Source organism: Streptomyces sp. NPDC037290, assembly GCF_055603245.1.
Genome location: NZ_JBVJVZ010000037.1, coordinates 1 through 20,565 on the forward strand (window position 1 = coordinate 1; position 20,565 = coordinate 20,565).

The 20,565-nt window shown below is 66.8% G+C and carries 22 protein-coding genes and 1 pseudogene; 11 read left to right on the top strand and 12 right to left on the bottom strand.

Going from position 1 to position 20,565, the window contains the following annotated elements; genetic code table 11:
- Positions 1 to 55: 55 nt before the first annotated feature.
- The 4 genes from ACZ7HQ_RS41720 to ACZ7HQ_RS41735 form a co-directional block, all read right to left on the bottom strand.
- Entirely contained in the window at positions 56 to 238 is a 183-nt protein-coding gene (locus ACZ7HQ_RS41720) for a hypothetical protein (RefSeq protein WP_471001829.1), read from the bottom strand.
- Between the two features lie 3 nt (positions 239 to 241).
- Complete coding sequence (locus ACZ7HQ_RS41725; RefSeq protein WP_471001832.1) at positions 242 to 943, bottom strand: hypothetical protein; 702 nt, start codon at positions 941 to 943, stop codon at positions 242 to 244.
- Positions 944 to 1,292: 349 nt separating this feature from the next.
- Complete coding sequence (locus tag ACZ7HQ_RS41730; RefSeq protein WP_471001834.1) at positions 1,293 to 1,697, bottom strand: DUF8189 domain-containing protein; 405 nt, start codon at positions 1,695 to 1,697, stop codon at positions 1,293 to 1,295.
- 465 nt (positions 1,698 to 2,162) lie between these two features.
- Positions 2,163 to 2,816 (bottom strand): DUF4360 domain-containing protein, encoded by a 654-nt coding sequence (locus ACZ7HQ_RS41735; RefSeq protein ID WP_471001836.1) that lies wholly within the window; start codon positions 2,814 to 2,816, stop codon positions 2,163 to 2,165.
- Between the two features lie 454 nt (positions 2,817 to 3,270).
- Here ACZ7HQ_RS41735 and ACZ7HQ_RS41740 point away from each other — a divergent pair, with 454 nt between their 5' ends.
- Together ACZ7HQ_RS41740 and ACZ7HQ_RS41745 are read left to right on the top strand one after the other, a co-directional pair.
- On the top strand, positions 3,271 to 3,921 hold the full coding sequence (locus ACZ7HQ_RS41740) for a DUF4360 domain-containing protein (RefSeq protein WP_471001839.1): 651 nt from the start codon (positions 3,271 to 3,273) through the stop codon (positions 3,919 to 3,921).
- A gap of 228 nt (positions 3,922 to 4,149) precedes the next feature.
- Entirely contained in the window at positions 4,150 to 4,764 is a 615-nt protein-coding gene (locus ACZ7HQ_RS41745) for a hypothetical protein (RefSeq protein WP_471001842.1), read from the top strand.
- Positions 4,765 to 5,212: 448 nt separating this feature from the next.
- Here ACZ7HQ_RS41745 and ACZ7HQ_RS41750 read toward each other — a convergent pair whose 3' ends face one another.
- The 3 genes from ACZ7HQ_RS41750 to ACZ7HQ_RS41760 all read right to left on the bottom strand — a co-directional run bounded on the left by ACZ7HQ_RS41750 (position 5,213) and on the right by ACZ7HQ_RS41760 (position 8,459).
- Positions 5,213 to 5,911: a calcium-binding protein gene (locus ACZ7HQ_RS41750; RefSeq protein WP_471001844.1), complete on the bottom strand. Its 699-nt coding sequence runs from the start codon at positions 5,909 to 5,911 to the stop codon at positions 5,213 to 5,215.
- Positions 5,908 to 7,071, bottom strand: a complete 1,164-nt coding sequence (gene wecB, locus ACZ7HQ_RS41755) for a non-hydrolyzing UDP-N-acetylglucosamine 2-epimerase (RefSeq protein WP_471001846.1) — start codon at positions 7,069 to 7,071, stop codon at positions 5,908 to 5,910. The genes ACZ7HQ_RS41750 and wecB overlap by 4 nt, the downstream gene beginning before the upstream one ends.
- A gap of 128 nt (positions 7,072 to 7,199) precedes the next feature.
- Complete coding sequence (locus tag ACZ7HQ_RS41760; protein ID WP_471001849.1) at positions 7,200 to 8,459, bottom strand: glycosyltransferase family 2 protein; 1,260 nt, start codon at positions 8,457 to 8,459, stop codon at positions 7,200 to 7,202.
- 440 nt (positions 8,460 to 8,899) lie between these two features.
- Between ACZ7HQ_RS41760 and ACZ7HQ_RS41765 the strand changes: the two genes are divergently transcribed.
- The 4 genes and pseudogenes from ACZ7HQ_RS41765 to ACZ7HQ_RS41780 all read left to right on the top strand — a co-directional run.
- The gene (locus ACZ7HQ_RS41765) at positions 8,900 to 10,786 is read left to right on the top strand and encodes a DUF2334 domain-containing protein (protein WP_471001851.1); all 1,887 of its coding nucleotides are present in this window, start codon (positions 8,900 to 8,902) and stop codon (positions 10,784 to 10,786) included.
- A gap of 35 nt (positions 10,787 to 10,821) precedes the next feature.
- On the top strand, positions 10,822 to 11,844 hold the full coding sequence (locus ACZ7HQ_RS41770; RefSeq protein ID WP_471001854.1) for a glycoside hydrolase family 113: 1,023 nt from the start codon (positions 10,822 to 10,824) through the stop codon (positions 11,842 to 11,844).
- Between the two features lie 211 nt (positions 11,845 to 12,055).
- Entirely contained in the window at positions 12,056 to 12,358 is a 303-nt protein-coding gene (locus ACZ7HQ_RS41775) for a DUF6221 family protein (RefSeq protein WP_471001857.1), read from the top strand.
- 255 nt (positions 12,359 to 12,613) lie between these two features.
- Positions 12,614 to 12,864 (top strand): annotated as a pseudogene (locus ACZ7HQ_RS41780) (IS6 family transposase); the annotation flags it as partial.
- A 42-nt stretch (positions 12,865 to 12,906) separates the two neighbouring features.
- On the opposite strand, the gene ACZ7HQ_RS41785 reads toward ACZ7HQ_RS41780, so the two are convergent.
- Together ACZ7HQ_RS41785 and ACZ7HQ_RS41790 are read right to left on the bottom strand one after the other, a co-directional pair.
- On the bottom strand, positions 12,907 to 13,188 hold the full coding sequence (locus ACZ7HQ_RS41785; RefSeq protein ID WP_471001911.1) for a hypothetical protein: 282 nt from the start codon (positions 13,186 to 13,188) through the stop codon (positions 12,907 to 12,909).
- Between the two features lie 100 nt (positions 13,189 to 13,288).
- Complete coding sequence (locus ACZ7HQ_RS41790; protein WP_471001860.1) at positions 13,289 to 14,269, bottom strand: helix-turn-helix transcriptional regulator; 981 nt, start codon at positions 14,267 to 14,269, stop codon at positions 13,289 to 13,291.
- Positions 14,270 to 14,711: 442 nt separating this feature from the next.
- Between ACZ7HQ_RS41790 and ACZ7HQ_RS41795 the strand changes: the two genes are divergently transcribed.
- The gene (locus tag ACZ7HQ_RS41795; protein WP_471001862.1) at positions 14,712 to 14,879 is read left to right on the top strand and encodes a hypothetical protein; all 168 of its coding nucleotides are present in this window, start codon (positions 14,712 to 14,714) and stop codon (positions 14,877 to 14,879) included.
- Between the two features lie 201 nt (positions 14,880 to 15,080).
- Here ACZ7HQ_RS41795 and ACZ7HQ_RS41800 read toward each other — a convergent pair whose 3' ends face one another.
- Together ACZ7HQ_RS41800 and ACZ7HQ_RS41805 are read right to left on the bottom strand one after the other, a co-directional pair.
- On the bottom strand, positions 15,081 to 15,407 hold the full coding sequence (locus tag ACZ7HQ_RS41800; protein WP_471001865.1) for an SH3 domain-containing protein: 327 nt from the start codon (positions 15,405 to 15,407) through the stop codon (positions 15,081 to 15,083).
- A 651-nt stretch (positions 15,408 to 16,058) separates the two neighbouring features.
- Entirely contained in the window at positions 16,059 to 16,994 is a 936-nt protein-coding gene (locus tag ACZ7HQ_RS41805) for a replication-relaxation family protein (protein WP_471001867.1), read from the bottom strand.
- Positions 16,995 to 17,451: 457 nt separating this feature from the next.
- Here ACZ7HQ_RS41805 and ACZ7HQ_RS41810 point away from each other — a divergent pair, with 457 nt between their 5' ends.
- Entirely contained in the window at positions 17,452 to 17,976 is a 525-nt protein-coding gene (locus ACZ7HQ_RS41810; protein ID WP_471001869.1) for a DUF6233 domain-containing protein, read from the top strand.
- A 564-nt stretch (positions 17,977 to 18,540) separates the two neighbouring features.
- On the top strand, positions 18,541 to 19,227 hold the full coding sequence (locus ACZ7HQ_RS41815) for a hypothetical protein (RefSeq protein ID WP_471001873.1): 687 nt from the start codon (positions 18,541 to 18,543) through the stop codon (positions 19,225 to 19,227).
- Here the strand turns inward: ACZ7HQ_RS41815 and ACZ7HQ_RS41820 are convergent.
- Positions 19,108 to 19,542, bottom strand: a complete 435-nt coding sequence (locus tag ACZ7HQ_RS41820) for a DDE-type integrase/transposase/recombinase (protein ID WP_471001876.1) — start codon at positions 19,540 to 19,542, stop codon at positions 19,108 to 19,110. The genes ACZ7HQ_RS41815 and ACZ7HQ_RS41820 overlap by 120 nt on opposite strands.
- 325 nt (positions 19,543 to 19,867) lie before the next feature.
- Between ACZ7HQ_RS41820 and ACZ7HQ_RS41825 the strand changes: the two genes are divergently transcribed.
- Complete coding sequence (locus ACZ7HQ_RS41825; protein WP_471001878.1) at positions 19,868 to 20,032, top strand: hypothetical protein; 165 nt, start codon at positions 19,868 to 19,870, stop codon at positions 20,030 to 20,032.
- 197 nt (positions 20,033 to 20,229) lie between these two features.
- Positions 20,230 to 20,472 (top strand): DUF3761 domain-containing protein, encoded by a 243-nt coding sequence (locus ACZ7HQ_RS41830; protein ID WP_471001880.1) that lies wholly within the window; start codon positions 20,230 to 20,232, stop codon positions 20,470 to 20,472.
- Positions 20,473 to 20,565: the final 93 nt, after the last annotated feature.

Here is a 20,565-nt window from a genome sequence, read left to right on the forward strand (position 1 = left end):
CGCCGGCCACCGCCCGATCGAGGTCTACCGCACCCCGACCCTGCATCCCCAACTTTCAGAGCAAGATCAGTGAGCCACAAACTTGACGCGGGACAGTGTCCGCGAAGTGGATGACGGCGGTGATGTTGGCCTTGGCCGCGCTGATAGTGGTGGAGGCGGTGGATTCGCGGACTTCGATCCGGGTGAATCCGCTGGCCCGCAGCACGTGTGTGATCTGCTCGATCGTCTTGTGTTCCATCTCTTAGTTTCCTCCTGCGGGGAGCAGGACGAGGGCCACGTTGATGTCCGCGTCCTCGGTGAAGTCGCCGCCGTCGCTGCGGCCGGAGCCGGGCAGGTAGTAGAGGGTGGTGTAGGTGCCCGGACCCAGGAGTGCTATAGCTTCGTCGATGAGGTTCTGCACGGTGGGAATTGCGGCGGGGATGGCCTGGTTGAGGGCGTCGTCGATGCCGCCGGTGCAGAAGGGGCCGCCGCCGTTGTAGTCGTAGCTCCAGCCGTCGACGTAGCCGTGCAGGGCTCCAGAGTCGTCGAGGTAGAAGAACAGGTAGAAGCTGATTTTGCCGTCGGCGTCGGAGCAGTACCACGGGGCGTGGATGTGCATGTCGAAGTAGATGCGGACCAGCATGTCCAAGTCCTGGTGACGGCCGGGGTCCTGGTTGCGGTAGGGGACTTCCTTCCAGAACTGGCCCTCGGCGTAGAGGGGGCTGGTGCGGGAGATGTCCCCCGTGAGGAATCCGTCGATGGCGCCTGTGACGGCCGGTTTCGACAGGACCTGTGCTAAGTCGATCACGGTTTCGCCGTCAGGGCGGTTCCAGCTCAGTGTCCAGCTGCTGGTGCCGGTGTGACTGGCCCAGGCCCATCCTCCCTGAGGGTAGGGCTCGTTGAAGACCTCGAAGGGGCCGTCGAAGAAATCCCCGGATCCCCAGAACTGTGCAAGGACAGGCATACATACCTCCCGGTTCTGAGCTGCCTGGGCAGTGAATACCCCACCCGTTAGATCCGTAAATCTGCGAATGTGCCCGAGTGTTGTACTGGTGCACATATGGCCAGCAATCAATGCTTTGTTTGATTTAGACTTGGAAAGTCTTCTCCGGTGCGGTGCGCTCCCTCACGGGGAGGCCTCGCACGCCATACGACGCGGCGTGCGAGGCCATGGGCTGGCGGACTTACGCGGCCTGCAGCCGGCCGCCTCGGCGGGCAGAGCGAAGTTGTCGCGGCCGCAGATGGCCGTTGACGCGTATCAGCCCGGGCGTACCAGGGGTGCCTGGTGTGGTGGGATCACCGGAGTTCCGGGGTCAGGACCACCACTTGTGCCACATGGCGTTATCGGTCCCGCGGACCAAGACGTCGATACGTCCGTTGCCCCAGGAGACCGCTGCGGGCTCCGAGGTGAGGTAGCCGCCGAGGGACTCCCAGTTCGACCAGCCGTTGTCGTACCACTTGTGCCACAGAGCGTTGTCGCTGCCCCGGACGAAGGTGTCGAGGCGGCCGTTGTTCCATGTGGAGACTGCCGGTGCGGAGGTGAGTCCGCCACCGAGGGGTTCCCAGCCGGACCACGTCTGCGCACCGGCTGCGTGTGCGGGCGTGGTGGGCAGCGGCGCGGCCACAGCCGAGGCGGGCGCCAGAGTGATGGCACCGAGGAGGATAAAGAGCGTTGCAAGAAAGACGCGTAACGCGCCTTCGTGCCCCTGTCTTCGCATACGAACTTCCTTTCGATTCCGTGCGGGTGGACCGTGCCGACGGAGATGCCTTGTAGTGCACTGCTGTGCCTGAGAGAGCCGGTGACGCCAGGGCCGTCGCGCGCACGGGCGACGAACGGTGCAGTAATCCTCAGGTGGCCTGGCCTTCGTTGGGGCCCGCCATCGATGGCGGCCTCGCCGGGATGACCGGGCGCCGCGCTGGGGCACCCTGGTATCTGAGCGACCTGTCACCCTTCGCCATCATGGTTCTCGGGCACTGCCGGACGATCACCGCGGCATGGATCACGGGGGTCTGGCGCTCATAGAGGCCAGGTCAGTTCGTCCCGGAGATCGATGTCACGCCGTCTGCCCGGGCTGCAGTCGGCTTGTGCACGGCGCCAGCGGAGAGTTGAGAAGGCCGGGGTGGCCAGCGTCAGTACTGCCATCGCGTATCTTTCCTGGCAGTTGCCTGGCCTTGACCTTAGGTCAGGGACAGTGCTTCCAGCTGACGTGGTAGATGGTGTTGAGGCTTCCGTCGGTGGAGTCCATGGTCATGAAGCTGGTGGTGGTGGCCGGGTTGGAGGTGCCGGCGCTGACGTTGAGCTGGGTGTTGATGGCCAGGTCGCGGGTCGCGCCGCAGGGTGCGTAGACGATCGACCCGACCGGAGTGGCATCGCTGGCCTGCCAGTTGTCATTCATCGGCCCGTAGAAGGGGTGGGGGATGCTGGCGGTCTGGGATTGGCCCTGGAAGTAGTAGCTCGCCCGCTCCCTGCCCCAGGCCCCGCCGGCCAGAGAGGCGTAGCCGCGGTAGTCGGCCTTCGCGATGCCGTAGGTGAAGCCCTGGGGGGCATTCACCCGGACCATGATCTGGCAGTTCTTGCGGAAGTCGGTCGGCCCGGCGCCGACACCGACCTGTGCGAGGTAGTCGCTGTATGTCACGGTGAAGGCGGTCCGGTCGGGGGCGGGGGCGACGGAGGCCGTCCCGGCCGGGCAGCCGGAACCATTGACGGTCACCAGCTCCACTGTGAACCACGGCGGGGTGGCACCCCGAGAATGAGCGGTGGCGGTGGTGGCACCGGCCACCGATAACGCCAGAAGCGACGCGGTCACACCGGCTATAGCGAGTCTGCGACGAACCATCGGTCTTCCCTTCGAGATCTGCCCAGGCCGAACCGACATCGGGCAAAGGCCGGGGCATGACACCAACGTGGAGGCTCACCCTAAGCTGCCGCTTCGATACGCACAGCAACCACTTTCGGCCGACTTTCCAGGCCGTACCTACCCGTAGCTGCCTTGCTGGCGTCCTCGCGGGGCAGCGGCCGTGTGGGGGCGGAGTGGCGACAGATGGCGAGGCACCGTCTGGGGCCTGGTCAAAGCCGACCTCTTGGCGTGAAGTTCGCCGTCGACCTGCTGGTAGTGGTCCTGGCCGCGCCTCGGCCATCCGGTTGCCTGCATTGGGTGATCGGCTGGAACTGTTGCTGTGTGTGTTGGAGCCGTGGACCTAACGTGATCATTTGGTGGCGCTCGTTTGTTCTCGTGCCCGGGCTGTCGTCTGCCGTCGGTTCGGCCCGGGCGGATCTTGAAGGGAAGCCTGATGGCTCGTCGCAGACTCGCTATAGCCGGTGTGGCCACGTCGTTGGCGTTATCGGTGGCCGGTGCCACCACAGCCAGCGCTCGTCCCGCAGATGTGACCCCGCCTCAGTTCACGGTCGGGTTGGTGACGGTGAACGGCTCCGGCTGTCCGGCCGGGACGGCCTCCGTCGCCGCCGCGCCCGACCACACCGCCTTCACCGTGACCTACAGCAATTACCTCGCGCAGGTCGGTCTCGGCGCCAAGCCCACCGACTTCCGTAAAAACTGCCAGATCATGGTGCTGGTGAACGCCCCGCAGGGCTTCACCTACGGCGTCGCGTCGGCCGACTACCGCGGCTATGCCTCCCTGGCCCCCGGTGCATGGGGCAAGGAACAGGCGAGCTACTACTTCCAGGGCCAGTCCCAGACCGCCAGCATCCCCCACCCCTTCTACGGGCCCATGGACAGCAACTGGCAGGCCATCGACGCCACCCCGATCGGATCGATCGTCTACGCACCCTGCGGCGCGACCCGCGACCTGGCCATCAACACCCAGCTCAACGTCAGCGCCGGCACCTCCAACCCGGCCACCACCACCAGCTTCATGACCATGGACTCCACCGACGGAAGCCTCAACACCATCTACCACCTGAGCTGGCGACGCTGCACCTGACCCGGGCCACCCACCCGCACCGTACAGGCGGCGTGCCCGCCGATTGGCTCTGCCAGCTCACCGTGGCCGTCCGGCGAAACCGCACGCACTTTCCCGGCCTCAGCCCGCCATACCGACGAGTTGGCGACGGTCTTCCTGCGGAATGTGGACGGCTGCCGCCAGACCGGGCGGCGTCCAGGCAAAAGAACCTTTCACCGGCGAACTCCACTTTCTTCATGGAGTGATTCAATGAGAAACAGCATCATCACCGTCATCGCCACGGCTACCCTGGCCGCGGGCGCGTCGATGGGCGTGACTCCCGCCGCAGGCGCCGCACCCGCCCGGCCGGCCCCGGCGGCCGTCGCCGGGACCGGCTACCACGGGAAGTCCATGGACCGCAGCGTCAGGCGGATACCCCCGAAGCTAGCGGCGGCAGACGTGATCTATAGCCCCGGCTGCTCCAGCACCACACTGCCGATCGACTGCACGATCACCGAGCCGGTCGTCACCCAGCGCGAGACGACGTACCCCTTCGCGTTCCTTCCTGGCGACCATGTCACGGTGAGCGCCGGCGGCTGTGTGCAGACAGGCGGTCACGGGCTGACCTGGAAGCGGTATGTCGACCCGGCCTCCGACGGCGACCTCTACCACGGCCTGATCACCATCCCCGGCGCGACGGGGGACCTGGTGCGGCTGGTGAACGTGGTCGGCCGACAGTACGTGGTCGGCGGCCGTGGGGGAAGCCTCAAACTGGGCTACGAAGACGACGGATACTCCGACAACGGCTACTACGCTCACGACAACGGCACCGGGAACCAGTGCCTGAACTCCGTGAACGCGTTCGTTCGGATCATCGTTTCCTGATAACTGGTCAGGCATTGTCAACTTTGACAGCCGTCGGATGATCAAGAAGGAAAGATCCCGCCCGAGACCCGCCTGTGGCGCGTCGAGGCGGCGCTTCATTCATGGATTCAGGGCCGCAATCGCCTTCGTGATCATCTGACGGTCCGTCAAAATTGACAATGCCGCGTCCAACGCTCTCTCCGAGGCTGCTATGTCGTGTCAAGCCGCTTGAGCAAGCTCTTCCACGTCCGGTTGGCCCCCTCTGGATGGTCATGGAGCCAGGCGGCCAGGTCCTCGCCCTCGCGGCCGTTGTAGAGATACAGCGGCCGGTGGGTGGCCATACTGGACACATCCCACTCGTTTGACAGTCCCGGCTCTGTCAAGTTACCTGCAAGCAAGGCGAGTTGACAGCTCCCTTGGGCCAGTTCGGTGGCCGGGCGTATGGTCCCACCCTCTTGACGAATTGAGGTCAACCTGAACTTGCCTTTAGACCCTGAAACTTGACTACTGCGTCCTCGGTGTATGCGCCCACCTTGCCTAGGTTGTAGGGGCGTTCGGTGTCGGTGAAAGTCACCAGTGGCTTTCCGGCTACGGACACGGCGAGGATCCCGTCCTGTTGTTCAATTTGTGTCTCGTACCACTGACCGACCGGGTACTTCGTGCGCCCGGTTGCTAGGAAGCGCTGGCCGCCGGAGTAAGCGGGATCACGTTTGCCGAGTTCCCAGCCGTTGGGTTTGAGGGTGATGTAGTAGAAGTGCTCGGGGTCTGTGTAGGCCCAGATCAGCCAGGAGACTTCCCAGGGGTTCGGGTGGGGATCGCGGAGCTGTTTCACGGTCCGTATCCGGGCCTGGTAGCGGACGTTGGTGTAGAAGGCGGTGCTCACGACAAGGCACGCGTGGGTGGTGCCGGGGTCTTCGGCGGTTTGGGGAGACAGCGACAGGGAGTTGTCGTTGCCCAGGTTGGTGCCGTGGCCGTTGAAGACCGAGAGCCAGCGGCCGTGGGTCGTGCCGTCGGCCCAGGGCCTGGGGGGCGGTGGGTTGCCCTGACACTGGTTCAGGGCGGCCGCCAGGAGTGCGGCCAGGGTGACCGCGAGTGCCAGGGGGGTGAAGAGACGGCCCCTGCGCTCCGGCGGGATCGGGCGGAGCGGGCGCAGGGGGGTTGGCGTCATGCCGTCGAGTATGGTCCGGCGGTGGTGAGGCCGGCGGGTACATCGGCGGCGAAGTCTTCGGCCAGTTGGGTGAGGATGCGGGAGGTGGCGTGTCCGTCGCCGAACGGGTTGTCGGCGTTGGCCATGCGCTGGTACTCGGCGGGGTCGTCGAGCAGCTGCTCGGCGGCGCTGACGATCTGGTGGGGGTCGGTGCCGACGAGTTTGGCTGCGCCTGCCTCGACGGCTTCGGGGCGTTCGGTGGTCGTGCGCAGTACCAGTGTGGGTTTGCTCAGGCTGGGGGCTTCTTCTTGGATGCCGCCGGAGTCGGTGAGGACGAGATCGCATCCGGCCAGTGTGGCTGCGAAGTCCAGGTAGTCGAGTGGTTCGATGAGTGAGATGCCGGTGTGGCCTTCGAGTTCGGGTAGTAGCGCGTCGCGTACGGCGGGACTTTTGTGCAGGGGCAGTACGATCTCTACGTCGCCTCGTGCAGCGAGCTGGGCGAGTGCCTGGCCCATGCCGCGCATCTTTTCGCCTTGGTTTTCGCGGCGGTGGAGGGTGACCAGGAGCCGCTTGGCCGGGGTGCGGAACGCGCAGGTGCCGGTGCCCTCGGCCAGCACCCACAGCAGGTTGTCGATCACGGTGTTGCCCGTGGTGAACACCTGTTCCGCGGGAACGCCTTCGCCGGTTAGGTGGCGGGCCGCGCGGGGGGTTGGGGCGAAGTGCCAGCGGGCGATGCGCCCGATCAGGCTGCGGTTGAGCTCCTCGGGGAAGGGGTTGTCGATGACACCGGTGCGCAGTCCAGCCTCTACGTGGGCGACCGGGATCTTCTCGTAGAAGGCGGCCAGGGCGCCGGCGAGGGCAGTCGTGGTGTCCCCCTGCACCACGACGAGGTCCGACCACTGCTCTCGCATGACCTCGCCGAGCTCGCCGACCAGGCGGGCAGTCAGCGCGGACAGCTGCTGTCGGCTGCGCATCACGTCGAGCGAGATTCCTACGTCGATGCGGAGCAGGCCGAGCATCTGCTGGAGCATCTCGTGGTGCTGGCCGGTGGTGACGATGACTGGTTCGAACAGCTCGCTTTCGGTCATGGCTCGTGCGATCGGAGCGAGTTTGATTGCTTCTGGCCGGGTGCCGAGCACGAGCATGGCGCGTACGGGCGTGGCTGACAGATGTGTGGACATGGAGGGCCCCCTAGGGCATGTGCGGTCGCTGCAGGACCGTGAGGGTGTGCGGTGAGATGAGAGAGCGAAAATGTGCATAAAAGCATGCATACGGTGCAGTGGAAGCAGCCCAGGCGTGATCTGGTTCTTCAGGTGCGCGCGGTCTTCAGCCAGGTCTGTTTGCCCGTGAGCATTCGCCAGAGGCCCCACCAGCCGGCGGCGAACCAGATGTAGCCGTAGAAGATGAAGACGTGGGCGAGCAGGACGCAGCGCATCAGTCCGAGTTCGCGCTCACGCTGGGCGTAGATGTAGCCGTAGGCGTAGGCCGTCGCGAACGAGAGTAGGTACGGTCCGAGCAGCCACAGGGGGGATACGAGTGGGTGTCCCGCTTGGACGGAGGCTGCGACCGTGGCGACCAGGGCGATCAGGAAGGAGACGGGCAGCAGCGAGGTCAGCAGGATCAGCACCGGGCTGGAGAGGTGGTAGAGCATGTCCAGCGCTGGGCGGGTCGGCACGTCCCGGAGGATGAGCGGGACGAGGCTGGCGGACTGCAAGTGGCCCTGGAACCAGCGGGAGCGCTGTCGGATCAGGCGCCGTAGGCTGAGCACGGCCTGTTGGGAGACCGCTGCTGTGGTGCAGTGCATGGTGGTCCATCCCTTGGCGATCAGCCGTACTCCGAGGTCCAGGTCTTCGGTGAGGCTGTCGCTCCAGGGACCGTCTCCTCCCAGCGTGTTGAGGGCCGACAGCCGCATGAACTGCCCGTTTCCGCCCATGCCTACGCTGCCGATGAAGCGGCGCGCGCTTTGGAACACGTCTCCGTACACGACGAACTCCATGTCCTGCATGCGTGCGAGCAGCCCCTGGTGACGGTTGTACATGCGGACGCATACCTGGACCGCGCCGGTTGCCGGGTCGTCGAAGAAGGGGTCGACGCCCTGCACAACGTGCGGATCGAGTCGTCCGTCTGCGTCGACCACACACAGGATCACGTCCGCTGGATCGCGGTCGGACAGCAGGCCGGATTGCTTGAGGTGCCGTACTCCGTCGTTCAGCGCGGCGCCCTTGCCCCGGCGGGCGTTCGGCAGTGTGCGCCGGTGCAGCCGGACCAGGCTGGGATCCGCCGCCCGCGCTATCTCGGCGGTGTGGTCGTCCGAGCCGTCGTCGATGACCAGTGCCATGAAATTCCCACCGGGCAGGGTGGTGATGCGCGTGAGGCTCTCTGAAAGGACCTTCTCCTCGTTCAAGCACGCCAGCAGAAATACGTAGAAGCGCTCTCTTCCCTCGATACAGGAGTGATGAATCGCCCGTCGCGAGAGAAGGAAGAGGCTCATGTTGTAGCAGCCGGCCATCACGATGAGGGCGATACTCGACCACAGGAGCAGCTCAATGAGCACGGCCACCCCTGGCATGGACTTGAGTCTGGTGCGTCTGCCGGCGTATCCGGATCCGGACCAACAATATGAGACAGGCATTCAGGCAATAGAACAGAAATCCGCCCCCGGCTATGGCCTGCAGTGCTCTGGCCATAGGTAGGCCGGGTATCGCTTCCGGTGCAGCCATCGCCCCGGCAAGGGGCAGCAGTGCCCCCAGAGCGGGTCGTCCGTACATGGTCCCCCCATATTTCGGCGCGCGTCCCCACGGCGCGGAGTGAACGTAGCAGACCATGAGGTACCTGGGAGAGAAACTGGAAAAAATCATATCCGATCTTCCAGCGCGCCTCAGGGGCGGGTGGTAATTCATCTGTGCACCCATTGACACTCTGCACTTCGCGCCAGAAGAATCAGTGGCTTCTTTCTGGCACAAGTCTTTGCCGATGGTTGGCAAAGGTGGGGGGAAGCTTGTGAGATCAATGATCCCATCTCAAAGGCAGGGAACCTCCAGTATTCCGATTGTTCTCCTCCTTCTTGCCGCTCTGCTGAGCGGCACCTTCCTGGCTGCAGGAGCCCAGGCCGCCGGGGGGCACCACCGAGGCGAGACTGGCGGCACCCGTTCCGGACTCAACCGCGCCGACCTCGAGGGCTGGGCGAAGGCCCAGCTCGCGGCCGACAAGGCCCGGCACGACCAACCGCACACGACGACCGCCGCGACCGCACTCGCGGCAACGGCCCGCTTCCCGGCCCCTGCTCCTGCTCCTGCTCCTGCTCCTGCTCCTGCTCCTGCCACTGTGGTGAACGGGCAGACAGCCCTGCTTACCCGAACCGGCGCCGTGGCCGCCGACGCGGCTCCGACCGCCCTTGTCCTCTACGACACAGCAGGCCCCTACGGACAGCTGGGCGAGCTGTACGCGATGGCCGTGGCGAACCTCGCCGGCCACTTCGGCACGGTGACGGCCAAGCCGGTCCAGCAGTACACCGCCGGGACGATCAGCTCGTACTCGGCCGTGATCTACATCGGCTCGACCTACTACGGCGGCTCCGTCCCCGATGCCATCCCTGCCGCCTTCTACCAGGACGCGGCCGCCTCCACCAAGCCAGTGACCTGGATGGGCGCCAACATCTGGGGCATGGCCAACACGGTCGGCGTAGCGGCGTTCACACAAAAGTACGGCTGGGACCCGACGACGTCGTACTACATGGACGGCGGTTCGGTCGGCACCGTCACGCAGGTGACGTACAAGGGGCAGACCCTCACCCGCACCATTCCAGCCGGGCAGGACGGCGGCGTGCTGCGCCCGAACGTCCTCACAGGCGCCGGGTATCCGGCCGTCGCCCGGCTCGCGGAGGGCCTGGACACCTCAAACGGGCACACCTTCGGCTGGGCCATCCGGTCGTCCAACCTCACCTACATCGGGGAGATCCCCTTCGCCTACGTCTCCGAGAGCGACCGCGTCGTCGCCTTCGAGGACCTCCTGTTCGACGCCCTGGCCCCAGCCACCGCCGAACGGCACCGCGCGATGATGCGCCTGGAGGACATCAGCCCCGACTCGGACCCAGGCGATCTGCGGACCATGGCCGACTACCTCTTCTCGCAGCACATCCCCTACGGAATCAACGTAATCCCCGTCTACACAGACCCCAACGGCACCTACAACAACGGCATCCCGCAGACGATCACGCTCGCCCAGCGGCCCCAGGTGGTCAGCGCACTGCAGTACATGCTCAGCCATGGCGCCGTCCTGATGGACCACGGCTACACACACCAGTACAGCAACATCGCCAACCCCTACGACGGTGTGAGCGGTGACGACTTCGAGTTCTACCGGGCGCATATCGACTCGGCGAACAACGTCGTCTACGACGGTCCGGTCGCCAAGGACTCGCCCGCCTGGGCCCAGACCCGGGTCACCAGCGCGCTTGCCCAGTTCGCCGCCGCAGGCCTGCCCAGACCGACACTGTGGACCACCCCGCACTACGCGGGCTCTGCGGCCGACTACAAGGTCTTCAGCTCCACCTTTTCGGCCCGCCTGGAACGTTCGCTCTACTTCGCGGGGACGCTGACCGGCGCGTCGTCCGACCCGAACCGGTTCATCGGCCAGTTCTTCCCATACCCGGTGACGGACGTCTACGGCACCAAAGTGCTGCCCGAGGACCTCGGCAACTACGAACCCCAGCCCTACAACAACCACCCGGCCCGGCTGCCGGCCGACCTCATCGCGGCAGCCAAGGCAAACCTCGCCGTACGGGACGGATTCGCGAGCTTCTTCTACCACCCCTACTACCCCCTGCAGCCGTTGCAGGACACAATCAACGGCATCAAGGCACTCGGCTACACCTTCGTCAGCCCGGCGGCACTGTGACGGCGCCCGGCCCGAGGACGAGGACCGCCGCCGTCATGGCGGCGGTCCTCCTCGCCGTCACCGGCTGCACGGCCACCGAAACGGGAACCGGGTCCGGCCACCGCATCCAACCCTCCCGACAGGCCTCGGGTAGCCTGCCGATGCGCGGTATCACCCTGCCCTCCTGGGACCGCACCGACTACGACAGCCCGGCCAGAGACCGCTACCTACGCAACATCAAGGCCACCGGCGCACGCTGGGTCACCTTCACCCCGACCTGGTATCAAGACCGCGTCACCGACTCCGCCCCGCACACCACCCAGGAGACCGCGAGCGACGCCAGCCTGCGCAGAATCATCCAACATGCGCACACGGCCGGCCTTAAAGTGATGATCAAGCCGCACATCGATCTGCCCGATGACACCGACCGCGCCGAGATCCGCCCCCGCGACCGGGCCGCCTGGTTCACCGCGTACCACCGCTTCATCACCCACTACGCCGACCTCGCCTCCGACACCCGCGTAGAGCAGCTCGTCGTCGGGACCGAACTCGCTGGCCTCTCTGGCGACACCTCTGCCTGGACCCAGGTCATCAAAACGGTCCGCGACCACTACAACGGCCCGCTCACCTACGCCGCCAACTACGACGAGTACGAGCACATCCACTTCTGGAAAGACCTCGACCTCATCGGAATCGACGCCTACTGGCCCCTGGCCGACAGGTCCACCGAGGATCCCGCCAGGCTGCGGCGTGCCTGGAAGCCGATCCAGGGAAAGCTCGCCGCATACGCCGAACGCCAGGGCCGACGGATCCTGTTCACCGAGGCCGGTTACGTCAGCCAGCGCGGCGCGACCACCGCGCCGTACTCCTGGACCGTCAGCAAACACCCCGCCAACGCCGAACAAGCCGCCGCCTACCGAGCACTCCTCGACACCTTCGAAGGCCAGCACTGGTGGGCCGGGATCTGCTGGTGGATGTGGGACGACTGGCCCAACAGCGGACAGACCCCAGCAAGCCTGGCCTACACCCCCCACCGCAAACCCGCAGAAGAGGTGCTACGCCAAAAGTGGGCCCACTGACTCCCCCACTCAACCCGGTACTACTGCCCATCACCCGTCACTCCAACAACGTGTGCAGGTCCAAGCTGCCGTTGTAGAGGACAAGCACAACCAAGGCGAAGAGCACAGGCCCTGTCGTCCTCAAAACGCCGTCACCACTTCGCGTTGATGTGCCAGAGTGCGAGGCGCGCCTCGTGGGAGCGTTTTATGCAGCAGACGCAGAAAGGTCACCATGGACGAACTTGTCAGGTTTCTGAGCGCCCGGCTAGGTGACGGGATCGACACGGCCCACACGTGCGGGCAGATGCTCGTCGCCCATGGCGACGCCACCCTCGGCGTGTCATCCGAGGCAGCGGAACGACACGCCCGGTTCCAGGTACACGCCGCCGAGACGAAACGTACGCTTTTCCACGAAACGATCCGCCCCTACCTCGGCGTACCGGGGCCCGCCGGGTTGGTCGCCGAACAGCAGCTGCGCATCTTCGCATCCCTCTACGCGGACCACCCGGACTACCGGAATGAGTGGCGTCCATAGCCACGCGCGGGGCAAACGGATACCAGGCACTGGACACGCCAGGCATCACCCGCTCCACGACGCCCGACGCGCCGGAACCGAGCGCGAAGGGTCCCAACTTAACGGGGCGAGTAACGGCGGAGGCGACGTGGTGTCCCTCCCTCTCAGGTGTGGGCCATATCAACGAAGCGGGAGTAGTGGGCGCTATCAAGTTGTCTGCGGGGACGTGGGATGATCTTGATGTAGGTCGTCCATGGGGTGGAGGTTGAGGCGTCGGTGCCGTACAGGGGGTACCGATTCCCGGCTGAGGTGATCAGTCACGCTGTGTGGCTGTACCAACCGTTTCCCGCTCTCCTACCGCGAGGTCGAGGAGCGCTTGTCCGAGCGGGGCATCACCGTGACATACGAGTCGATCCGGGCCTGGTACGCGACCTTCGGCCCCGCCTACGCCAGGCAGCTGCACGGGCGGCAGCCCCGGCCGGGTGACAAGTGGGTACATGGACGAAGTGTTCATCAAGGTCAACGGGCATCCCAAGTGCCGTGCGTCGGCTGCGGGACTCTGGGCCGGATCAGCCGAACGGGATACTGCCGTCGCCGTTGATGTTCATCAGGGTCGCGAAGCGGTACGGGGAGAAGGTCCGTTCCTCGCCGTTGGGTAATCGCAGCTTGCGGCCATCGTCGTCGTAGACCTCCTGGGCGTCTCTTGCGTCATTCATCGCGAGGGAGCCGCCCCAGCGTTCCCGCCAGCTGGTTTCGTCGGCGTGCTCGTCTCGGCCTCCCCAGAGCGTTGCCCGCACCGTGTGCCACTTGCCGTGGGCGAAGACTTCTACGTCGCCCATATAGATGGTCATGGTGCCAGCGTGATGCCCGGGCCAGATCCCCGCATGCCAGCGGCCGCCTCGACCGGCTTCGCCTCTTTCTCCCACGGGTGCGTAACGAACACGTCCGGGCTTACAGGGCCTTCCGCCCCTCGTTTTTGTCTGCCAGGGCCAGGCGAGGGGTGCGGCCGTAGGTTTCGCGGTAGAGGGCGGCGAAGCGGCCCATGTGGAAGAAGCCCCATCGGGTGGCGATGTCCATGACTGTGGTGTCACTGAAGGGATCGGCCCCCAGCAGCTCCTCGTGGGCCCGCAAGAGGCGTACTCGGCGCAGGTGGGCGAGTGGAGTGGTGTTGAGGTGCCGGCGGAAGGCGTACTGCAGGGACCGGATGGTGACGTGGGCCGCGGCGGCGATGCCGGCGAGGGTGATGGGCTTGTCCGCGTGTTCGTCCATGTAGGCGAGAGCCCGTCGTAGCGTGGCAGGGTGTGCGTCGTTGCGGTCGGATGCGGTGGGCTCGGTGTACGCCGTGCTGGGGAAGGCCGCCAGTACACTCGCGGCCAGGAGCTGGCCGGCGGCGGAGATGATCAGAGGCTGGTCCGTGACGGTGGGGTCGGCCAGTACCTGGTCGCGCAGGTAATAGATGGTGTTTTGCAGGTGCCGGGCCGCGGCCGTGGAGTGCGGCCGATGCCCGGTCAGACGGACCGGCTGGGAATGTCGCCGGTCTGCGGACGCTGCGACCTGGGCGAGCAGGCCCGGGTCCAGCATGGTGATGTTGTACCGGGCTGAGCAGATCCGCCCGGAGTAAGGCAGGTCGGGCGGAGCGAACGAGACTACGTCGCCTGGGCCGAAGGTGTCGCTGACGTCCCCTACGGTGTGCTCCTGGATGGTGCCCTCGTGGACGAGGCACAGGCAGATCCGGCGCAGCGGGGTGACGGAATAGCTCATCTCGAAGTCCAGGTCGAGCTCGTCAACGGTGACCTGCGGCATCGCCGCACGGCGGATCGTCGTGTAGCTGGACGCTGGGGTGGCGCTGCCGATGCGCATCTTGGCGTAGGCACGGCTGAGATATTCCTCAGTTCGGCCCAGGTCGTCGCTCTTGAAGACCGCAGTGCTCATCGAGGCCGTCCTCTCCCCAGGAAAGCAGCTTTCCCGCCGGAGGCTATGCCCCCCAGCCAGCTGTGTGCCGCAGGTGAGGTGGCTTTCACCCGTCCGTGAAACCGACGGGTGAAAACCCCCTTTCCTCAGCTTCGGGCCACGGTGCAGGATGCACCGCCCCTCGAGCGCACCGCACCCCTGCCGCGGCCTTGGCGCCGTCAGACCTGCGACGGAGATAGCCGACGCGTGGTGCTGGAGCTCCGTTCGGGCGCGGCGTCGGTCCCGGCGTCCTTCAGGATCTCCCACACCGTGGAAGCGGCCACCTTGATCCCGAGCAAAAACAGTTCGCCATGTGCCCTCTTGTAGCCCCGCGTGGGGTTCTCCCGAGCCAGGCGCAGTATCAGGATGCTGGCGAAGTACGCGGTGCGGGCCGGCCCGAACGCTCCGGCTGGGAACAGACCGCATGGCGGCACGCGACCAGGCCGCGGTGCCATCGCACCACGCCCGGACCCGCGCCCGTGCCGTGCCCGCCCCAGCACCGGCCACCGACGTCCTCACCGACGCCCAGAGCACCGCTCCACAAGCACCAGCCCTCGCCGCCGCCCACAGCGCCGACGCTCAACGACGCTGACGCCGTCCGAGCAAAGACCAGTCGCAGCACCTGCCGCAGCCCACGCTCGCCGCACTGCGCTGCGCTCACCGCGCCCACCCCCGACGCACGTCGGCCTTCACGACCCCAACCAAGTCATGAAGGCCGATGTCACGCCGCGCCCCTGAATCGCCAACAGCGTCCCAGGCTGGGGGCGGGCGCCACATATGGGCTCGGTGGTGCTCAGCAGTCGAGGTAGGCGGCGTGGATCCACACGCCGGTTGGGCCGCCCCACAGGTCACCCATGATCCAGCTGCCTTCTTGGCCGTGGGCGTTCATCTTCTGTCCCTTGTTGACGGTGCCCATGACGGAATATTGGGAGCCGGGGCCGCTGCGGTAGTTGACACCGTTGTCGTTGACGGTGCACACGACGCCGCGGGCGGCGGCCTGGTGGTGCGCGAGCGCCGTGGTGGAAGTGGTCGCGTTCGCCGGCATGATGCTGAGGGCCAGGGCGCCGGTCAGAGCGGCGGCGAGTGCCCCGGCCGCTGCGCGTCGCCTGAGCTTGGTCATGTGGGTTCTCCTTCCCCGTCAAGTGCACGGGCTACGTTTCCCGACGGGTGCGCTCAGGGGGATCACCCACAGGAGCGGCGCAGGCGCACGGAACGGGGCCCGCGCCGTGCCCGCCACCAGCTCGGGATTCTGAGGTGAAACCTCCCGCGGCCTGACGATCAACTGCGAGAAGTTTTCACCTCAGCGTCGGGTGATCCTGCCCGGCCACGCTGTCGTCTCAAGTGCAGAAGCGCGAGAGCCAAGTGCCGCTGGCCTTCTGCTCGGGCACGGCCTGATCCTGCTCCTGTCGTATGGGCGGGGTCTGCTCAGCCTGGCGTTCGGCGGTGACGGCCTGCTCTTGCAGCCGTCACACAGATGCGGGTGAACCCCGTGGGGCGCCCCACCCAGCGGGCTCGATAACCTTCCACCGTTCGTCCGGAACCGGGTGCCGCAGCCGGCGCACACGGGACGGCGGGCCGCTCGGCCCGCTGTTGCTCGGCCGCGCGGCGCAGCTGCTCCTTGTACTCCCGCTCGCGGGCTTCGCACTTGGCCTGTTGGCGGGCGTCGTGGGCTTCGCGACGGGGGTTGTCGATCGCCTCCAGGAGCGTCTGGTTCTCCGGGCGGCCGAAGCGCCGGAAGACCGCCCCGGCCGGGCCGTGCTCCTTCAGCGCTTCATGCCGGTGACCACGATGGGGAGCTTGCCGTCGTACATGTGGCTGTCGTGTGCCTCGCCTTGCCAGTGCTGGCGGGTGAGCTCGGCCAGCTGCGCAATGACGGTGTTGGGGTTGCGCGGGCCGACCGGTTGAAGACGAGCAGCAGCGGCGGGTGCGGCTGGTCGCCGTACCGTCCGCCGGGCACCCCCCAGCGGGTGCGCCACATCGGCCGCTCCTTGCCGTCGGCGTCCTTCACCTTCCGCCGGCAGAACCGCATGCACTTGTCGATCTTCGCGGCGAGGAGCTGCGCGGACTCGTAGCAGTTGTCGATCTCCACGAACAGCAGCGGCACCCCGTCCTCGGGCGCGGTGATGACGATGTCCGCCTGGGCGCCGCCCTTGCCGGGGTTGGACCACGTGCCCGTCGCAGGCAGCGCCACCTCGGTCGCGTAGGAGGCGATGGTGCCCAGCCCGGCCGGGGCGTCGACGGCGGCCTGCGCGGCGGCGAGGACGTCGGCTGGCTCGCCATCGAGCAGGGCCAGGTCCGGCTTTGGGCGCAGCAGTGCGAGCAGGGCTGCGTTGACCGCCATTGGGTGGGAGGCGCCGCTGCGGCCCGCGCCACGGGCTGGGCCGCCCATCTCCCCTACCGGCCGCCCCAGCTCGTAGGAGGCGGCCTTCAGGCCCATGAGCGTGAGGTTGCGCAGGGTGTCCCCGCCCGAGGTCTTCCCGCCGTTCTCCACCAGTCCGTGCCTGCGCAGATCGGAGACCGCCCCGAGACGCGCAGCGGTGCGAGCCTGCTTCCGCTCCGAAGGCTTCTCCTTGTCGGCGTGCCGGTAGCTCAGGTGCGGGGCCGCAATCTGCTGAATCTGTTCGACGGTCGCCACCTTCAGCACACCGAGCACACGCAGCACGTCACCACGCAGGCTGTTCGCGACCCCGCCGAGTTCGTCTTCCACTTTCCCGCCATCCCCCCTCCTTCCTCGCCTGTCGCGCGCGGCCACCTGCCAGGCGCTGGCCCCGTGCAGCAGCCAAGGGCATCCTGTCCCCAGACCCGATGATCTCCTCCCCCACACACATCACAGAGAAGTTCAGGAGGAGGGTTGTCACAACGCGACGCGCGGCCGTATCTGCTTGGGGGCCTGCGGTCTTCCTTCCTGTTCGCTGCCGGGTACCAAAGTGGCATCCCAAGTGCGGACCGCAGGAGGCCGCAGCGGCTTGCCCGGTGGGTGTCCTGACGGCCGCACGCAGGGCGCCATGCCGAAAACCCCACCTATCTTTAGGGGGACGTCGTCCTGCCCACTGAAAGCAAGCGGGAGTAAGAGGCAACTGTGGAGGGCCTACAGGCCTGGCAGCATCATCCGAACCGAAGGGACAAGAGCAGTCATCGTGGACCAGGGAGAGGATGCCCACCGCGTGCCACCCATCTTCGTCAAACTCCCCGACGGTCAGGAAGTCCGCGGACGGCTGCACGCCCGCCAACAGGTGAAGGACGGCTGGCTCTACCAGGTAGGAATCATGGTGTGGCAGAACGGCACAAACGGCTGGGCCGAACCTGCCGAGCAACGAGTCTGGGTGAGTTCCGTACAGGCACGCCCGATACCTGGCGTCACTTATGGGCACGTGCCGACCCACCGCCTGTCCTCAGCAGACAGCCCGTTCCAGAAACGCCCGCCCGCGTGGACACTCCAGTACCTGCCCCACCGCCCCGGACACCCGGGCACCACCCTCCTGCACGTCGTAGGCTGCGCCCCCAGCGACCGGACACTCACCCGGGAAGAGGCCCTCGTCGCGCTCCGCCAACCCCGAACAGCAGCCTGCATCGAGTGCGACGCGGCCCGATCCCTCACCCCAAAACGGCATCAGACCGACCAGAGCCCCCAGATCCAGCGCAGCGAAGAAGCCCGTCAGGACACGGACCCCAGCGAAACACCCACATAACTGCCCAGCGCACGAGAGCGGCGCGACAAAGAACAGAGAGGGTTGTCCCCTCGGCACCCCCGGTACGTCAAGAGCGCCTGCTCAGGACCTGCGCTTCGGCCTGTGAGCACACCAGCCCGCCCGGAAATGCAGTGGGCCTGTGCGCACTACCGTGGAGCCGTGCCGATGACGAAAAGCCACTGCTCTGACTGCGGCGGGGAAACCTGGTTGGACACCGCCGGCACCGAACGGTGGTTCTGTGACTGCGGAGCCGAACCACTTCCTGATAGTGCCGTGACCTGCGACGGTGACGGCACCGAGGGCGCAGGGACATCGTGGGCCCGGGCCTTTGCTGATCTGCTTGGCGGGTTGTGCAGGCAAGCCGCACCGGGGGGTCCGCGCTTGTGCGAAGGCGCGAAGTCCCTTGCCCGCTGATGACCCGCCCTCCGCCACCACACGATGACCTACCCTCTCGACCGCCGGCTCCAGCAATGACAAACAACCTGCTCCTGCCAGCGAGCCAGGGCGCTTTGTCAGCGTGGGCGCGTACCGTGGACCGGCACCACGAACTCGCAGCAGGAAACCATGCCGCCCTCTGTAGAACAGTCCGCCACCGCCGCCCTGGCCGCGCCGCCCGCACAGCGTCGGCCGCAGCGGTCAGCCATCCGTCACGGCCAGGCATCGTGTGCCGACTACGGCTGCACCCGCACCGAGTGCCGCCAGGCGGCACGCCGGGCCCGCCGCCAACGCAACCAGAACCGCCTGCGCGGTCTGACCGCCCACGTCCCGCCCTATGCCGCCGCGCGGTGGGCTGTCCGGCTGCGCGAGCAGGGCATGTCCGCCCAGGACATCGCCGACAGGGCCGGCCTGTCAGTCACCCTGGTCCGCCGCCTGCTCCGCACCCCAGAACAAGGCCAGGCGGCGCGGGACATCGCCCGCACCACCGCCGACGCCATACTCGGAATCCCACTCCCCGCCCGCCACAAACCCCGCACCCCGGGCCTGACCGGCTCCGCCGAAACCTCCCGGCTGCTGGCCGACTTGGCGCGCGCCGGATGGCCTGCCACCGCACTCGCCCCGCGACTGGGCGTCAACGCCCAAACCATCGCTGCAGTCCGCGACAAACGTCCCCGCCTCCACCTCGAACTTGCCCTACGGATTCGCCACCTGCACCGCAAACTGATCGGCCTCGATCCCCTCAGCCACGGCATCCGCCCCGCCGACGCCACCCGCGCCCGCGCCGCCGCTGCCCTTCGCGCCGCCGGGGCCTGAACAGCGGTGCAAACAGTTCCAGTAGGCGTTCCTTCTGCCGGGGCCCGAACCCTGGGCGCGTCCAGGAGATGTCTGCCATTGTGGGGCTGTTTGTGGCGTTAATGGGGAAAACGGTGAGTTTCGTAGGTGCCGGGTGGACTGCGAACCGGCGCTGGGCGGGCGTGGGTTGACGTTGCCCCGCGTTGGGCACCCGCATTGCTTCTTCATCAGCTTGGCCAGGAACCGCTTCGCGGCTTTCGCATCCCGCTGCGGCGGGGCCAGGATGTCGAGGACATGACCGTCCTGGTCCACTGCCCGCCACAGGTACCGTCGCACCCTGTTGACCTTGAGGACACCTCATCCAAGTGCCATTCATCGCCGGCCTGCGGCCGAAGCCGGCGCAGACAGGCGGCGTACTCGGGCCCGAACTTCTCGCACCACTGCGGGATCGTCTCGTGAGAGCCCGGACACCGCGGAAACGGCGCGCCGACCCCAGCCAGCTGCCCGCCTTCACCCCCACCTCACGGGTCCAGACGGGTGGGCACCACAGCACGCGGGAGGCGAAGGGGGTAAATCCCTGGTCAGAGCCAGCGGGCGTAACCGGCGCGGGTTGGTGTGCGTTGCGCCCCGCATGGACGAACTTCGCGATCCTGTATTCGACATGCCGGAGCTGTATGAGCCGCGCCTGCCGCTGCTCACGCTCACCGAGGCGCACCAGCTGCTGGACGTCCTGCAACACTTCGGCACGACCGATCACGACTGGGGCGCCCAGGCCCGCCACTTCGCCGCCGAACTCGCCGCCCGTGTCCCCTCACCCGACGCCTAACGATCGACCCCTGTCTGCTCGCCTGCGAGACGCGTCGCGACAGCTCCCCCCTGAGGCCGTACCCGTGCTGCTCAGCCCGCCGCCGCGTCCAGCAATCCAAAACGGCACGTAAGCGGTTGAAACACGGATAGAGTCCCTCTGCACTTGCTCGATCTCAAAGGGGGGTTCCTTTGCGCGCTCGTCTTGCTGTCTCAGCGGTGGCTGTCGCCGTGGCCGGTGTCTTCTTCAATGCACCGGCCGCGTCCGCGGCGACCTTGCCGTCGACCAACACCGCTCACCACTGCATCTCCCACACCACTGGCGTGTGCGGCTGGACGCACCACCAAAAGCCCAAGGACAAGTACGAGACCGCCAAGTGCGTTGACGCCTCGCTGTCGTACTCGCGGCACTCGCAGGGCACCTGCTCCCACCACCACGGCGTCCGCTACTGGTTCAAGTAGCCCGCCCTAGAGTGCGGGGGGGGGGGGGGGGGGGGGGGGGGGTGCGGGGGGGGGGGGGGGGGGATCCCCCCCTGATGCCTCCCCCGCACCCAA

Excerpts from the sequence above, each read along its gene's own strand:
- ACZ7HQ_RS41770 (WP_471001854.1), top strand. The coding sequence starts at position 10,822 with ATGGCGGCGGTCCTCCTCGCCGTCACCGGCTGCACGGCCACCGAAACG.
- ACZ7HQ_RS41775 (WP_471001857.1), top strand. The coding sequence starts at position 12,056 with ATGGACGAACTTGTCAGGTTTCTGAGCGCCCGGCTAGGTGACGGGATC.
- wecB (WP_471001846.1), bottom strand. The coding sequence starts at position 7,071 with ATGTCCACACATCTGTCAGCCACGCCCGTACGCGCCATGCTCGTGCTC.
- ACZ7HQ_RS41745 (WP_471001842.1), top strand. The coding sequence starts at position 4,150 with ATGAGAAACAGCATCATCACCGTCATCGCCACGGCTACCCTGGCCGCG.
- ACZ7HQ_RS41740 (WP_471001839.1), top strand. The coding sequence starts at position 3,271 with ATGGCTCGTCGCAGACTCGCTATAGCCGGTGTGGCCACGTCGTTGGCG.
- ACZ7HQ_RS41765 (WP_471001851.1), top strand. The coding sequence starts at position 8,900 with ATGATCCCATCTCAAAGGCAGGGAACCTCCAGTATTCCGATTGTTCTC.
- ACZ7HQ_RS41760 (WP_471001849.1), bottom strand. The coding sequence starts at position 8,459 with ATGCCAGGGGTGGCCGTGCTCATTGAGCTGCTCCTGTGGTCGAGTATC.
- ACZ7HQ_RS41825 (WP_471001878.1), top strand. The coding sequence starts at position 19,868 with ATGCCGGAGCTGTATGAGCCGCGCCTGCCGCTGCTCACGCTCACCGAG.
- ACZ7HQ_RS41795 (WP_471001862.1), top strand. The coding sequence starts at position 14,712 with ATGGCGGCACGCGACCAGGCCGCGGTGCCATCGCACCACGCCCGGACC.
- ACZ7HQ_RS41720 (WP_471001829.1), bottom strand. The coding sequence starts at position 238 with ATGGAACACAAGACGATCGAGCAGATCACACACGTGCTGCGGGCCAGC.
- ACZ7HQ_RS41815 (WP_471001873.1), top strand. The coding sequence starts at position 18,541 with ATGCCGCCCTCTGTAGAACAGTCCGCCACCGCCGCCCTGGCCGCGCCG.
- ACZ7HQ_RS41790 (WP_471001860.1), bottom strand. The coding sequence starts at position 14,269 with ATGAGCACTGCGGTCTTCAAGAGCGACGACCTGGGCCGAACTGAGGAA.
- ACZ7HQ_RS41800 (WP_471001865.1), bottom strand. The coding sequence starts at position 15,407 with ATGACCAAGCTCAGGCGACGCGCAGCGGCCGGGGCACTCGCCGCCGCT.
- ACZ7HQ_RS41750 (WP_471001844.1), bottom strand. The coding sequence starts at position 5,911 with ATGACGCCAACCCCCCTGCGCCCGCTCCGCCCGATCCCGCCGGAGCGC.
- ACZ7HQ_RS41785 (WP_471001911.1), bottom strand. The coding sequence starts at position 13,188 with ATGACCATCTATATGGGCGACGTAGAAGTCTTCGCCCACGGCAAGTGG.
- ACZ7HQ_RS41735 (WP_471001836.1), bottom strand. The coding sequence starts at position 2,816 with ATGGTTCGTCGCAGACTCGCTATAGCCGGTGTGACCGCGTCGCTTCTG.
- ACZ7HQ_RS41730 (WP_471001834.1), bottom strand. The coding sequence starts at position 1,697 with ATGCGAAGACAGGGGCACGAAGGCGCGTTACGCGTCTTTCTTGCAACG.
- ACZ7HQ_RS41725 (WP_471001832.1), bottom strand. The coding sequence starts at position 943 with ATGCCTGTCCTTGCACAGTTCTGGGGATCCGGGGATTTCTTCGACGGC.